Annotated in this window: 14 protein-coding genes and 1 pseudogene; 6 read left to right on the forward strand and 9 right to left on the reverse strand. The window is 69.2% G+C overall.

Going from position 1 to position 13733, the window contains the following annotated elements; translation table 11 throughout:
* Nucleotides 1–6: 6 nt before the first annotated feature.
* The 3 genes from QUY26_RS13905 to QUY26_RS13915 all read right to left on the reverse strand — a co-directional run bounded on the left by QUY26_RS13905 (nt 7) and on the right by QUY26_RS13915 (nt 2784).
* Nucleotides 7–921, reverse strand: coding sequence for a radical SAM/SPASM domain-containing protein (locus QUY26_RS13905; RefSeq protein ID WP_354670685.1), 915 nt, complete (start codon nt 919–921; stop codon nt 7–9).
* Between the two features lie 942 nt (nt 922–1863).
* Nucleotides 1864–2382, reverse strand: coding sequence for an NUDIX domain-containing protein (locus QUY26_RS13910; protein ID WP_289946482.1), 519 nt, complete (start codon nt 2380–2382; stop codon nt 1864–1866).
* A gap of 150 nt (nt 2383–2532) precedes the next feature.
* On the reverse strand, nt 2533–2784 hold the full coding sequence (locus QUY26_RS13915; RefSeq protein WP_289946483.1) for a hypothetical protein: 252 nt from the start codon (nt 2782–2784) through the stop codon (nt 2533–2535).
* Between the two features lie 194 nt (nt 2785–2978).
* On the opposite strand from QUY26_RS13915, the gene QUY26_RS13920 reads away from it, so the two are divergent.
* Nucleotides 2979–4319: a hypothetical protein gene (locus QUY26_RS13920; protein ID WP_289946485.1), complete on the forward strand. Its 1341-nt coding sequence runs from the start codon at nt 2979–2981 to the stop codon at nt 4317–4319.
* Here QUY26_RS13920 and QUY26_RS13925 read toward each other — a convergent pair.
* The 5 genes and pseudogenes from QUY26_RS13925 to ilvA all read right to left on the reverse strand — a co-directional run bounded on the left by QUY26_RS13925 (nt 4297) and on the right by ilvA (nt 8755).
* Nucleotides 4297–4830, reverse strand: a complete 534-nt coding sequence (locus QUY26_RS13925) for an NUDIX hydrolase (protein WP_289946487.1) — start codon at nt 4828–4830, stop codon at nt 4297–4299. The two genes, QUY26_RS13920 and QUY26_RS13925, sit on opposite strands and share 23 nt — an antisense overlap.
* Before the next feature lie 179 nt (nt 4831–5009).
* Nucleotides 5010–5224 (reverse strand): annotated as a pseudogene (locus QUY26_RS41160) (hypothetical protein).
* A gap of 134 nt (nt 5225–5358) precedes the next feature.
* Nucleotides 5359–6210 carry an ABC transporter permease gene (locus tag QUY26_RS13935; RefSeq protein ID WP_289946489.1) on the reverse strand — a complete coding sequence of 284 codons (852 nt, stop codon included), beginning with the start codon at nt 6208–6210 and terminating at the stop codon, nt 5359–5361.
* The gene (locus tag QUY26_RS13940; protein WP_289946491.1) at nt 6207–7256 is read right to left on the reverse strand and encodes an ATP-binding cassette domain-containing protein; all 1050 of its coding nucleotides are present in this window, start codon (nt 7254–7256) and stop codon (nt 6207–6209) included. The genes QUY26_RS13935 and QUY26_RS13940 overlap by 4 nt, the downstream gene beginning before the upstream one ends.
* 269 nt (nt 7257–7525) lie before the next feature.
* Nucleotides 7526–8755 carry a threonine ammonia-lyase gene (ilvA, locus tag QUY26_RS13945; protein WP_289946493.1) on the reverse strand — a complete coding sequence of 410 codons (1230 nt, stop codon included), beginning with the start codon at nt 8753–8755 and terminating at the stop codon, nt 7526–7528.
* 145 nt (nt 8756–8900) lie between these two features.
* On the opposite strand from ilvA, the gene QUY26_RS13950 reads away from it, so the two are divergent.
* The 3 genes from QUY26_RS13950 (at nt 8901) to QUY26_RS13960 (ending at nt 10305) form a co-directional block, all read left to right on the forward strand.
* On the forward strand, nt 8901–9413 hold the full coding sequence (locus tag QUY26_RS13950) for a MarR family winged helix-turn-helix transcriptional regulator (RefSeq protein WP_289946495.1): 513 nt from the start codon (nt 8901–8903) through the stop codon (nt 9411–9413).
* 137 nt (nt 9414–9550) lie between these two features.
* On the forward strand, nt 9551–10054 hold the full coding sequence (locus QUY26_RS13955; RefSeq protein WP_289946496.1) for a sigma factor-like helix-turn-helix DNA-binding protein: 504 nt from the start codon (nt 9551–9553) through the stop codon (nt 10052–10054).
* Nucleotides 10051–10305, forward strand: a complete 255-nt coding sequence (locus QUY26_RS13960) for a hypothetical protein (RefSeq protein WP_289946498.1) — start codon at nt 10051–10053, stop codon at nt 10303–10305. The genes QUY26_RS13955 and QUY26_RS13960 overlap by 4 nt, the downstream gene beginning before the upstream one ends.
* Before the next feature lie 209 nt (nt 10306–10514).
* On the opposite strand, the gene QUY26_RS13965 is transcribed toward QUY26_RS13960, so the two are convergent.
* Entirely contained in the window at nt 10515–11669 is a 1155-nt protein-coding gene (locus QUY26_RS13965; protein ID WP_289946500.1) for a cystathionine gamma-synthase, read from the reverse strand.
* A 133-nt stretch (nt 11670–11802) separates the two neighbouring features.
* Here QUY26_RS13965 and QUY26_RS13970 point away from each other — a divergent pair, with 133 nt between their 5' ends.
* Together QUY26_RS13970 and msrA are read left to right on the forward strand one after the other, a co-directional pair.
* Nucleotides 11803–12921 (forward strand): hypothetical protein, encoded by a 1119-nt coding sequence (locus tag QUY26_RS13970; protein WP_289946502.1) that lies wholly within the window; start codon nt 11803–11805, stop codon nt 12919–12921.
* A gap of 86 nt (nt 12922–13007) precedes the next feature.
* Nucleotides 13008–13706 (forward strand): peptide-methionine (S)-S-oxide reductase MsrA, encoded by a 699-nt coding sequence (msrA, locus tag QUY26_RS13975; RefSeq protein WP_289946504.1) that lies wholly within the window; start codon nt 13008–13010, stop codon nt 13704–13706.
* Nucleotides 13707–13733: the final 27 nt, after the last annotated feature.

The raw sequence follows: 13733 nt of genomic DNA on the forward strand, positions 1-13733 counted from the left end.
GGCGGACTAGTTCCTCGGGGGGCACCCGGTGCCCGGACTCCCTGGCTTGCAAGCGGCGTTCGGGTCGCATCGGGGGTCACACGGGTTGTTCGGGACGCAGTCAGGGCGGCACGCCCTGGTCTCGTCCCCACGTGCGGCTTGGATGTGGGATGTCGCCTCCCTCATCTCAGGGCTGCTCAGGATAGAGGCCATAGACCCTGCGCGTACGTTCCCGGTGGCCAGCCACGTTGAGAACACACACGGAGAGACGACACCGTTGGGGCCCACGGAGGCCACTCCGTCCCCGCAGTGCCCGCACAGCTCCGCAGCGTCAGGGGCCTGACCGGAGGACGTGCCGCGGCCAAAGGGCCGAACGTGGTCGACACCGATGTCGGTCACTCCTAGGGACTCAAGATCCCGTCGGGCCGCCTCGGTGTCCTGAGTGTTGTCCGTGGCGACGATCCCCACCCGTAAGGGTGTGCCCTGGGCAAGCGCCTTGATGATGTTCTTTCGGGTCCGTGCATGGGTTCTGCGGCCCGTGACCGCGTTGTGTTCGGCGGCCTGGTCGGAGTAGTACGAGGTGGCCAGTGACGCGCCTTCTTGACGCAGTTGCTCCCACCAGGCTTCGGAGACGTGGACTAGGTTGCTGTAGATCTCCGCCTTCAGCCCCTTGGTGAGGGCGAAGTCAAAGATCTCGATCCCGTGCGGGTGCATCGTCGGTTCGCCGCCGATGAGTTGCACGTCAGACACACCGAGGTCCGCAGCTTCGCTGATCACCCTGAGCCAGTCCTCACGCTCCATGGAGCCGTGATCACCGTCGGGGCCCGACTGGTTGTAACAGTGAGTACAGCTCAGTTGGCACTTGCGGGTGAGGTCGAGCCAGAGCATCCCCGGAGGCTGAAGCTCCTCGGATTTCGCTCGCTCTGCGATTGGTGCAGACATGCTCACTCTCCCTTGAGGTGAAGGTGCGGTGCCTGTCCATGCCACGTCGGCGCGAGACCAACGCTTCTTGCGCTCCCCTGGGCAGGGGTCTTCGACCTGTCCGGCCACCACCGTCACGCAGTCGGCCGGACAGGAGCCTTTGAGGCCCCGGCCGGAGAGAGGGGCCGCGCTCGCCAGCCGGGGCCGTGCTCGCACCCGCTGCCCCGAAGGCAGGTGCGAGCGGGAAGCCCAGCCGTTACTACCGCTCGGGGCAGTCCAAGCGGTCCCCCCCGACTGGGCGGGTCGAGAGTCAGAGGAAGATCGGAGGCTTAGGGGCGCCGCACGACATGCAGCTGCGGCCCTGGATCTGGCCGCCGCATGGACATTTCATGGAATTGTCCTCGCTGTTGCGCAGCCGAATCGAGCCGTTGTTTCCACGACCGGGAGGACCCAAGTCGCTCGGCTGATTGCTCTTCTGATCGTCGGCATAGCCACTTTGAAGCGTCTCGCCAAGGAGCCTATGGTTTCCCTCTGTTTGAGGTGGAGAGTTGCGAGGACATCCGGCGAGGGCAGATCCACAGTGGTCAATGCGCCTCTGGTTGCCGTCAGGCGAGAAGAGTAGGCGTCCCGGCCAGATACCGGACAGGCTCTGACCGGGGCCGTCACCCGCTCACCTGCCGCCGTAGGGATCAGATCAGCGGGGGTTCATTCAGGAAGGCGGAAACTTTCCCCGCTTCCCCAGGACTTGGGCGGGGATCGCCTCTGCCGTCTCCTCATACCGGCGTCGGATCAGGTTGTGCCCGGTCGCCAGACCATGGCTCGCAACTGCCTCATCGAAGGCGCCAACGTCGTAGTGAATTCCCGCATGCTTCCACTTGCACAGCAGGTGCATGCATCTAAGGGTGACGACCAGAACCGTGCCCGGCCTGCGCCGGACTACGAGCGTGTCGGTGCTCATGACGCCTAATCCGGTGCCTGTTCGGCTGTGATCGACTCTTCAGAGTCCTGGCAGGGACCCTTCTGCTCCTGCCCGTTGACCAGAGTGATGCACGACTCCAGTTTCAGCGCCATCAGCGCCAAGAGAATTCGGTTCAGATGCTCCGGTGACGCACGATCGGCCAACTCCTTTTGCGGTACCCACAGACAGCGACTCAGCGTAGTTCTGTCGTGGATCAGTACCCGGCTGGAGTTGAGTATTCCACCGAAGAAGACATACTCGTAGCTATCTGCCAGGCACGGCTCCATCACAACGTCATGCACAAGCATCTGGTGTGGACGAATGAACAGTCCGAGCGAGCTGTTGGCCAGGCGGGCAAGCGCGTCCTGCGGACCCTCTCCAGCCCGGACACCGCTTTCGGGCAGCGTCTGCACCTTCTGATGCCGCAACTCGACCAGGAGAACGTCCTTGTCTTCACTGAGAAACAAGACCGCCGCTCTAACTCGTCGACGCGGGGGCGTCGATAACTCTCTCTCCTCACGCATCTGCGATCTCTCTGTAATCGTCCACGTTGTCACATCAGTTGGCCGCGGGCGGTCAGAACGATGACGGTATTCACGGAGGCGACGAACGCAACGCCCAGGACCGCGCCCCACAAGCTCCCGTCAGACGTGCTTTCCAGCCTTGCAATCGAGTCACGTCCCGTCCCCTCCCAGCGGGGAGGGCGGCCCGGTGTAGCTCTTGCTTTTCTCCCGCCTACGGCTGGCGATCTCGAAGTCTCGCCGCTCCGTAGCATTAGCCGGACGGCAGTCCTGGCGCTGCGCCGTCCAGGACAACCCCGCAGGACGAGCCACTGTCAACTCGTCTCCATTCACGGCCGTCACCTCGACGATGCGGCCTCGCCGCTTGTCCACGACGATGTCCCCAACCTTCAGCTCAGCCGTCATGCCCTCCTCCTTGCCGCCGGAACGAACGGGGGCAAGGGGGACTGCTCGACGCGCAGTCGGCGTCCGTTCGCTCACCATGCTGAGAGCATCGCGACGTCGGCAACTCCACAGAAAGGCCAAGGTGATTACCCAACTTGGGTAACATCACGGCTAGTGACACGCAGCAACGTTGGGCAGCCCGCGGGAGCTTCGCGATGACCGAGCAGTCCCGACCTCAGGAGCTTCCTGTCAGGCTGCTCACCGACCCCGAGATGATCAAGGCCTGTCAGGCGCGAGACATCGCCAACGTCTTTCGGCTGGTGAAGATCAGAGCGGGCATCTACCCGTCGATGATTGGCAAGCGATGCGGGCTGACTCCAAGCCGCGTCGGTGAAGTCATGTCCGGACGAAGGCAGTTGCAGCACATGGACGTCATCGAACGCATCTCAGACGGCTTGCGCATCCCAGGCCACATGCTTGGTCTTGCACGACGGTCTTGGGAGACTCCGCAGGCGCTGGGGGTCACCGATCGAGAGCAGATACAGGAGCAGGCGCCGAAGCAACAGCTACCCTCCTCCCTGCCAGGGCCCGAGGTCGACAGCATCCTAGCGATGGCCACCCGTGCGAGCCTCAGCGCGGCCACCCTCGAAGCGTTCCGGTCATCCATTGAGGACTACTGGCGACGCGACGACCAACACGGGGGCGAGGCCCTGAGGCCCGCCATCGTCGGCCAACTCCGATACGTGGTCGGGCTCCTGGAGGAGAGTCGACCGCCGACCATCCGGAACGGCCTCTACAGCGTCGCGGCCGAGCTAGCGCGCCTCACCGGATGGACCTACTTCGACGCTCGCCAGTACAGCCAGGCTCGCGCGTACTTCACCCAGGCGTTGCACCTGGCCAAGGAGATCGACGACCGTCAGTTCATGGCCAATGTCCTCGCCTGCATGAGCTTGCAGGCGACCTACCAGGACAAGCCCGCAGACTCTCTTGCCTTCGTGAGCGCGGCTCAGGACCAGGCGCGCTCAGCACCGGGAACCACTCCGCGCGTCTTGGCGATGCTGTCCATGCGCGAAGCCTTCGCACATGCCACTCTCGGCAGCCGGGACTCAACTCACCGGGCAATCGGGGACGCGACCCGCCACTTCGAACAGATCCAGGCAGACGACGCCGAGCCCTCGTGGGTGGCCTACTTCGACGAGTCGAAGCTCATAGTGGACACGGGCATTGCTCATGGCCGCTTGGGCGAGGCTGCGACAGCCGAACCCTTGATCGCGGACGCGCTGAGGCGAGAGGACCGTACCAACCAGCGCGGCCGCGCGTTCCACTCGTTCTGGTTGGCGCGCACACAATTGGACCAGGGCAAGCTTGAACAAGCCTGCCAGACAGCCACGCAAGCCTTGGAACCCGCATCGGCGGTGGCATCCCAGCGGGTCTCGGGCCACCTCAGGGAGTTCTATGACGAGTTAGCCCCTCACAGGGACGAGCCCGTAGCCCTGGCATTCGAAGCGCGGCTCCGGGCGCTTGTCCCAGCGGTCAGCGGATCGACTCGTCCATGAGGAGGTACAGGAGCCCGACGAGCGAACCACTGCTCAGGACCTCGCGGCGGTCAATCATGCCGCGCACCTCAGAGAGGGGAATCCACTCGATGCGGTCGGACTCGTTCTTCTCCGTGGGAGGTCCTGCGTAGGTCGCACCGTCCACACGGAAGACGTGGTGCTGCGAGTCAGTGATCCCGTTGGCGGGTTCGGCGTAAATCAGGGGCTTGACCGGACCAGGACGGTATCCCGTTTCCTCCAACACTTCTCGGGTCGCGGCCTGTTCGGGAGTCTCACCCTCCTCCACCAGGCCCATAGGAAGCTCCCAGGCCCACGAGTTCGTAATGAAGCGGTGGCGCCACATCATCAGGACCTCTTGGCGGTCATTGACCACGGCGGCCACGGCCAAGTGCCGGAGGCGGACTACGTGGTACTCCCACCTGCGCCCGTCAGGCTGCTGGACGTCGACCAGACACAGATTCACCCACTTGTTCGTGTAAACCGGTCGCTCACCATGGGTCTTCCACTCCATACCTGCGGCCCCTCTCGATCGATCTCCAGGATCGCAGACCGGCACGGACGTGGAAGCCAGTTCGAGCCTTTTCGTGTCAATGTGACGAGATGATCTGACGAGCGTGACACCCAAGCCCGTTCGAAGTTGACGGCAATTCCGGCGGCGACGGCGGCGCCTACGCGGGCTTGATGGCTTCGTCAGATGGCCTCGTACTCGTGCGGCCGACCTCCCCGCGCCATTCGACCCATCGCGGGTCGTCTAGCAGGCTCTCAGCGTCTGGCGGGTTGGCCCGCCGCAGGAACTCGATCACGTCCGCATCGCTGTGCGCGAGGCCTGCGATCTCGTCCCGTGCCGTCGCCCGTCGGCCGCCTGACGGCGACGGGCGATGCACGACTGTCGGGGCGTGATCCACACAGCCACCATGCGCCCTTGGCGCCTGGGTCACGACTGCCCGCACGCGCCGACCGCCCACACACAGCTCTGCGAGACACGCCTCCCCTCGGCTAGCGAGGGGGGATCATCACGGCCTACGCGGGCGGCCGGGTCTCAGGCGGCCGCCGAGCGGTACTTGCGGACCGCGAGCGTGCGGAAGACGACCAGGATCAGCACCGACCAGAGCACCGAGGCCAGGACCGGGTGCTGCATGGGCCAGGCGTCCGGCGTCTTGAAGCCGGGCGGCAGATTGCCGAACAGCTCGCGGCACGCCTGCACGGTGGTGCTGAACGGGTTCCACTCGGCGATGTGCCGGAAGAACGTCGGCAGGTTGTTGGAGTCGACGAAGGCGTTCGAGATGAACGTCAGCGGGAAGAGCCAGATGAGCCCGCCGGAGGTCGCGGCCTCCGGTGTCCGCACCGACAGGCCGATCAGCGCACCGATCCACGAGAAGGCGTACCCGAGCAGGAGCAGCAGGGCGAAGCCCGCGAGGATCTTGCCGACGTTCTCGTGGGTGCGCCAGCCGATGAGGAGCGCGACCAGGGCGAGCACGACCAGGGTCAGCGCGGTCTGCACCAGGTCCGCCACCGTGCGGCCGGTGAGGACGGCGCCGCGCGCCATGGGCAGCGAGCGGAAGCGGTCGATGAGGCCCTTGTGCATGTCGTCCGCGATACCGGCGCCCGCACCGGCGGTGGCGAAGGTGACCGTCTGGGCGAAGATGCCCGCCATCAGGAACTCGCGGTAGTCCTGCGACGAGAGCGAGCCGCCGACCTGGATGGACCCGCCGAAGACGTACGTGAACAGGACCACGAACATCACCGGCTGGATCAGGCCGAACAGCACCATCTCAGGGATCCGGGACATCCTGATCAGGTTCCGGCGGGCGATGACCAGGGAGTCGCGGACGGACTTGCCGATGCCGCCTGCGGGCCTGGGGGCGGGAGCGGTACGCGTGACGGCACTCACGAGGCGGCCTCCTTCTTGTGCTTGTCCTGGGCGACGGCCGCGCCCTTGGCGTCCTTGGCGCTCTTGCCGCCGTTCGCGCCGTTGGCGCCGTTGTCTTCGTCCTTGACCTCGGCCAGGTGGCCCGTCAGGGAGATGAACACGTCGTCGAGGGTGGGGCGGCGCAGGCCGATGTCGTCGATCTCGATGCCGCGGGTGTCGAGTTCGCGGATGACCTCGGCGAGCAGCTTCGCGCCGCCGGTGACGGGGACGGTGAGCTTGCGGGTGTGCCGGTCGACGGTGGCCTCGCCCTTGCCGAAGCCGGTGAGGACCTCGAGGGCGGTCGTGATGTGGTCCGGCTCGTGCACCACGACCTCGACGCGCTCGCCGCCGATCTGGGCCTTGAGCTGGTCGGCGGTGCCGCGGGCGATGACGCGGCCGTGGTCCACGACGCAGATGTCGTGCGCCAGGTGGTCGGCCTCCTCCAGATACTGCGTGGTGAGCAGGAGGGTGGTGCCGCCGGCGACGAGCTCCTGGATGACCTCCCACAGCTGCTGGCGGTTGCGCGGGTCCAGGCCGGTCGTGGGCTCGTCCATGAACATCACCGGCGGCGACACGACGAGGGCGGCGGCGAGGTCGAGGCGGCGGCGCATACCGCCCGAGTACGTCTTGGAGGGGCGGTCCGCCGCGTCCGCGAGGTTGAAGCGCTCGAGGAGCTCGCCCGCGCGCTCCTTGGCCTCCCTGGCCCGCATCTCGTAGAGCTGGCCGACCATCTGGAGGTTCTCACGGCCCGTCAGATACTCGTCCACGGCGGCGAATTGGCCGGAGAGACCGATGGAGCGCCGCACTTCGTTCGGATGCTTCAGGACGTCGATCCCGGCGACGAACGCCTTGCCGCTGTCGGGGGTGAGCAGCGTGGTCAGACAGCGGACCGCCGTCGTCTTGCCCGCGCCGTTCGGTCCGAGGAGGCCGAGGACGGTACCTTCCGGGACATCGAGATCGACGCCGTCCAGAGCCCTTACGTCGCCGAAGGTCTTCACCAGGCCTTCGGCGTAGATGGCGCCTGGCATAGGGGTTCTCCCATGTTTGGGTGGTTTCCTGGCGAAAAGTCTAGGATCGCCAGGTTCCGATCGCCCGACTCTCCGTGGCGTGAATCACAACACTAACGCGATACATCGCGTCACTCAACGCATTTGATGAACCTCGCGGAAACCCACGGGGCACGCGATTCGTCGCGCGCCCCCGGGGCCGTCCGCGCGCCCTCCCCCACGCACCTGGCGTACCCGACGTAAGCCGATCAGCGTGTCCCGATGTCAGCCGATCACCGTGTATCCGGGCGTCAGCCGATCACCGTGTATCCGGCGTCCCGCAACGCCGTCGCGACCTCCGCGCAGTGCTCGGGCCCCTTGGTCTCCAGGTGCAGCTCCACCTCCGCCTCCGTGAGCCCGAGCCGGGGATCGGTCCGCACATGGCTCACGTCGAGGACGTTGGCGTCCACCGCCGACAGCACCCCGAGCAGCGTGGCCAGGGCGCCCGGCCGGTCCGTCAGACGCAGCCGCAGCGAGAGGTAGCGGCCCGCCGCCGCCATGCCGTGGCGCAGGATGCGCTGCATCAACAGCGGGTCCACATTGCCGCCGGAGAGCAGCGCCACGACCGGACCGTCGAAGGCGCGCGGATCACTCAGGAGCGCCGCCACCGGGCTCGCGCCCGCGGGTTCGACGACCATCTTGGCCCGCTCCAGGCACAGCAGCAAGGCACTCGACAAGTCGTCCTCGGAGACCGTGACGATGTCGTCCACGTACTCCTCGACGAGCCGGAAGGGCACGTCCCCGGGGCGGCCCACCTTGATGCCGTCCGCCATGGTCACGGGGTTGTCGATCGACGTCGGGCGCCCGGCGGCCAGCGAGGGCGGGTACGCCGCGGCGCCCGCCGCCTGCACTCCCACCAGGCGTACGTCCGGGCGCAGCGACTTGACCGCGACCGCGATGCCCGCGGCGAGACCGCCGCCGCCCACGCCGACGACGAGCGTGCGCAGCTCCGGGCACTGCTCCAGGATCTCCAGGCCGACGGTGCCCTGTCCGGCGACGATGTCCGGGTGGTCGAAGGGGTGGATGAAGACCGCGCCCGTCTCGCGCGCGTAGTCCTGCGCGGCGGCCAGCGTCTCGTCGACGACGTGGCCCCGCAGCCGGACGTCCGCGCCGTAGTCCCGGGTCGCCGCGACCTTCGGCAGCGGGGCCCCGACCGGCATGAACACCGTGGCGCGGACGCCGAGCAGGGCCGAGGCGAGGGCCACGCCCTGGGCGTGGTTCCCGGCGCTGGCCGCGACGACCCCGGCGGCGCGCTCCTCGGGCAGCAGCCCGGAGATGCGCACGTAGGCGCCGCGCAGCTTGAAGGACCCGGTCCGCTGGAGGTTCTCGCACTTCAGGTGCACCGGAGCGCCGACCAGCTGCGACAGGTGCCTGCTGCCTTCCATGGCAGTGACCCTGGAGACGCCGACGAGCATCTTCTGGGCGCCCCGTACGTCGTCGAGCGTGACAGCGGGAAAGGAGCGAGTCGTGCGATAGCTCATGACTGCAGTCTCGCAGTTCACGCCCGTCCCCTCCCGGCGTGACCAAGCGGCGAGACGGGTTTGCGCAGCGCCGGTACGGGTAGCGCCCGGGCCGCGTACCCTGTCCCCCAACCCACCACCCTTCCCATGAAGTGAGCCCCCGGCCATGCCCACAACTCCGGACATGACGACCGCCAGCGATCCCGGTCTCCTCGATACGCTGCAGCACCAGGTTGCGGTGTTCGCACGGCGTGCGGAGCAGACCCGCCTCGGCGGCGTCGGACAGGTCCGCAACTCCATGGACCGCGCCGCGTACCTGCTGCTCAACCGCCTCGACAAGGAAGGTCCCATGGGCGTCAAGGCGCTCGCGGCGAGCATGGGCATCGACTCGTCGACCGTGACCCGTCAGGTCGCGCCCCTGGTCGACACCGGCCTGGTCAAGCGCACCTCCCACCCCGAGGACGGCCGTGCCGTCGTCCTCCAGCTGTCCCCGCGCGGACAGGCCCGCCTCGACGAGGTCCGCTCCTCGCGGCGCGAGCTGATGGCGGAGCTCACGCAGGACTGGGCTCCCGCGGAGCGCGAGAGCTTCACCGCGCTCCTCACCCGCTTCAACACCGCCCTCTCGGCCCGCCAGTCCGCCCAGGGGGTACCGGACCCCGTCGCTCCGACCGACTCCTGAGCCCCCGGCCGCGGTACGCCGACCACCGCGGCCGGGCGCCGAGCGGCAGGTTCCGCTCGCGCAGGGCTCTTGACCTGGGCACCGTGCCTGGCCTCAGATGAAACCGAGTCCCCCTACGCCGGACGGCGGGAGGCGCGGTGCGAGAGCGGCAGGCCGCCCAACAGGCCCGCCGTGCCCGGGAGTTCCAAGCGTTCGTCGCGGGCGCGGCAGGGCGTCTCCTGCATGCCGCGACGCTGCTCACCGGTGAGCGTCCTGACGCCAACCCGCGCGCGCGGGCGCTGCTCACGGCCGCGCTCGCGGCCACGTACGCCTCCTGGGACCGGCTGCGCGGCGAGGATCCCTACAACCAGGCCCGCACCGTCCTCGTCGTCCGCTTCGCGCGGGGCGCCTGGCGGCGTTCCCGCGGGCGCGGCGGGCTGCTCGCCCGGCTGTCCCCGCAGGAGCGGCTCGTCCTCGTCCTTCGCCTGTACGAGGGTGTGGCCGAGGAGCAGACGGCCGCGCTGCTCGGCCTTGGCGTGGAGCGGGTGCGGGTGCTGTGTGCGCGGGCCGTCGCCGCGGTGCTGCATCCGCCGCGGGGGCCGGCGCCCGCGGCCCCCGTCGTGCCGCCCGGCGCCTCCCTCGGGAAGGCGGCCCCGTCATGAGCCAGCAGGAGCGGCGGGAGGCCGTCGTACGGGGGATGCTCGACGCCGAGGGGCCCCTGCCGGTGCCGCCCGACCTGCACGCGGACGCCGTCCGGCGGGGGGCGAGGATGCTGCGGCGGCGCACGGTCGTGCGGCGCCTGATGTGGCTGCTCCTGCTCGCAGCCGTCGTCGCGTTCGCCGTGTGGGCGGCGGAGGCGCAGCCGTGGGTGGAGCCCCCGTCGAGCCGGACCCCGCCCCTGACCAGCTGGTGATCCGCCGCTCCGCGGCGGCCCCCCTTGTGGGCAGGCGTTCCGCAGGGTGGAACGGGTACGCACAGCCCAGGCCGGCGGTGCCTTTGACGTGGACGGAAGGGCGCACCCCACGGCCACGGCCCCCTGGCGAGCAGGGCAGCACCTTCGCCGTACGGCAAGGGGCGGCCGGGAAACCCCGACCGCCCCGTACCGCCGAAGCGCCCGCGCGCCTAGCCCAGTGCCTGCTGCAGGTCGGCCAGCAGATCGTCCGCCGACTCGATGCCCACGGAGAGGCGGACCAGGTCGGCCGGGACCTCCAGGGCGGAGCCCGCGACGGAGGCGTGGGTCATGCGGCCGGGGTGCTCGATGAGCGACTCGACGCCGCCGAGGGACTCGCCGAGGGTGAAGAGGCGGGCCCGGTCGCAGACCGCGACGGCCGCCTCCTCGCCGCCCTCGACCTGGAAGGACACCATCCCGCCGAAGGACTTCATCTGCTTGGCCGCGACCTCGTGCCCGGGGTGCGAGGCGAGCCCCGGGTAGAGCACGTTCGTCACGCGCGGGTGGCGCGTGAGCATCTCGACGACGCGCTCGGCGTTCTCGCTGTGCCGGTCCATGCGGACGGCCAGCGTCTTGATGCCCCGCAGCACCAGCCAGGAGTCGAAGGGCCCGGCGACGGCACCCATCGCGTTCTGGTGGAACGCCAGCTCCTCGCCCAGCTCGGCGTCGTCGACGACGAGGGCGCCGCCGACGACGTCGGAGTGCCCGCCCATGTACTTCGTCATGGAGTGCACGACGACGTCCGCGCCGAGGGCGAGCGGCTGCTGGAGGTAGGGGCTCGCGAAGGTGTTGTCGACGACGAGCTTCGCCCCGGCCTCACGGGCGATCTGGGCGACGGCCTCGATGTCGGTGATGCCGAGCAGCGGGTTGGAGGGGGTCTCCACCCACACGGCCTTGGTGCGCGGCGTGAGCGCGGCCCGTACCGACGCCGGGTCGGAGGTGTCGGCGACCGACCACTCCACGCCCCACCGCGAGACGACCTTGGCGAACAGGCGGAACGTACCGCCGTAGGCGTCATTGGGGATGACGACGTGGTCGCCGGGGCCGAGCAGGGTACGCAGCAGGCAGTCCTCGGCGGCGAGGCCGGAGGCGAAGGCGAGGCCGCGGCGGCCGCCTTCCAGGGCGGCGAGGTTCTCCTCCAGGGCGGTGCGCGTCGGGTTGGCGCTGCGGCTGTACTCGTAGCCCCCGCGGAGCCCGCCGACTCCGTCCTGCTTGTACGTGGACACCTGGTAGATGGGCGGGACGACGGCGCCGGTGAGCGGGTCGGCGGTGTTGCCCGCGTGGATGGCGACGGTCTCGAAGTTCTGGCTGCTGTGCGAGTCACTCATGCGGCCTGAGCGTAATGCGGCGCGGGCCCCGGGGCGGGCGGGGCGAGGGGTGGCACGGGGCGGACGGCACAGGTTGACCGGCGGGGGCGGCCAGGTTGGCCAATTGTCACAGGCGTCTGGTTCGCTAGTACGTATGGAGATTCTCTGGGTCCTGATGGCAGTGGTCATGATCGGGGCGGTGCTCGGGCCGGTCCTGCTGCGCAGGCGCGGCGGAATCCGCCAGGTGCACCCGGGCTCGCCGGACGCGGCGGACCCGGCGAACTACGGCTTCGCGCGCCAGGAGGAGCTGGACATCCGCATGCCGGGCCCGGACGCGGACCTGATCGAGGTCCTCGACCTGGTGCAGCGCACGCAGGACTGGCGTGCCGCGTCGCAGCTGCTCGCCGGGACGGAGGTGCACGGTGAGCAGCGGTGGCAGCGCGTGCAGGCGTTCGCGGGCGCGGCGTCGCTGGAGCTGGCGCAGCGGCCGGGCGGGGTGGGGGACACCCCGGGCGGGCAGTGGCTGCGGGTGTGGCGGGCGGAGGCCCCGAAGGACGCGGGTGGCGCGGCCGTGCACGCGGAGTTCCTGGTGCAGCAGGCGTGGCGCTCCTCGACGGCCGGGACGGACGAGTTCCGGATCATCCTGGAGGAGGCGAAGGAGGCCTGCGGGCAGGCGGCCCTGCTCTCCCCCGGGGACCCGATTCCGTACATCGTCGAGCTGTCGATCGCGCGCGGCATGGCCTATCCGCGCGCGGACTTCGAGCAGCTGTGGCTGAAGATCCTGGACCGCGCCCCGGCCCACATGGGGGCGCATCTGGCGGCGCTGCACTACTGGTGCGAGAAGTGGCACGGCACCCGCGAGGAGGCGTACTCCTTCGCGGAGGCCGCGGCGGCCCGCGCCCCCAAGGGCTCCCTGCTCTCCGCGCTCCCGCTGTTCGCGGTGTACGAGCACCTGCCCGAGGTGAACCTGGTGCGGGGGTTCTACCAGAGCGAGGTCGTCACGAAGGCGATCGAGGGCGCCAGGTTCGCGGTGCACTCCGCCCGCCCCGACGACCCGATGCTGGCCCACGTCCGCCATCTCCTGGTCTTCTTCCTGGTGCGCTGCGAGCGCTGGGGCGAGGCCATGGACCAGCTGATCCACGTCGACGGCCACGTCGGCGCCCTCCCCTGGACCCTGTCCCCCGACCCGGCGGCGGATTACGCGGTCTACCGCGCCCTGGCCGTCGCCGGCTACGAGGCCAACGGCGGCAGCCCGGCGACGCTGCCCCGCTGACCGGCAGGAATGCCACCTCCCGTAGCGGCGTTCCACCTACTGGCCACTTGCCGCCAGGCCCGCCACGCCACAAGGAGTGAACCCTCATGATCTTCGGCCGCACGCCCGTCCTCCCCACCCCCGAGGAGGCCCTGAAGGGCCGCGAGACGCCCGAGTTCGAGGTCCCCTCCCGGCACACGGTGCTGGGCAACGCCCTGCTCGGCCCCTACCCCGAGGGCCTGGAGGTCGCGGACTTCGGCCTCGGCTGCTTCTGGGGCGCCGAGCGCAAGTTCTGGCAGACCGACGGCGTCTGGACGACCCTCGTCGGCTACCAGGGCGGCTACACCCAGAACCCCTCCTACGAAGAGGTGTGCTCCGGCCTCACGGGTCACACGGAGGTCGTGCGCGTGGTCTTCGACCCCGAGAAGGTCACGTACGCCGAGCTCCTGAAGCTCTTCTGGGAGTCCCACAACCCCACCCAGGGCTTCCGCCAGGGCAACGACGTGGGCACGCAGTACCGCTCCGCGATCTACACCCACACCCCCGCCCAGGAGGCCACCGCCACCGCCTCCCGCGACGCCTACCAGCAGGTCCTCACCGCAGCGGGCCACGGCGAGATCACCACGACGGTCCTCCCCGCGGCCGACCGCGCCTTCTGGCCCGCCGAGCCGTACCACCAGCAGTACCTGGACAAGAACCCCGACGGCTACTGCGGCATCGGCGGCACGGGCGTGAAGCTGGGCGACCCCTTCGAGACGAACTGGGGCGTGTCGTGCCCGACGGGGATCGCCCCGGCTGACGGCTGAGGCTGACGCCTCGGTCGAGCCCCCGGG

The sequence above is a fragment of the Streptomyces flavofungini genome (assembly GCF_030388665.1).
Taxonomy (GTDB): Bacteria; Actinomycetota; Actinomycetes; order Streptomycetales; family Streptomycetaceae; genus Streptomyces; species Streptomyces flavofungini_A.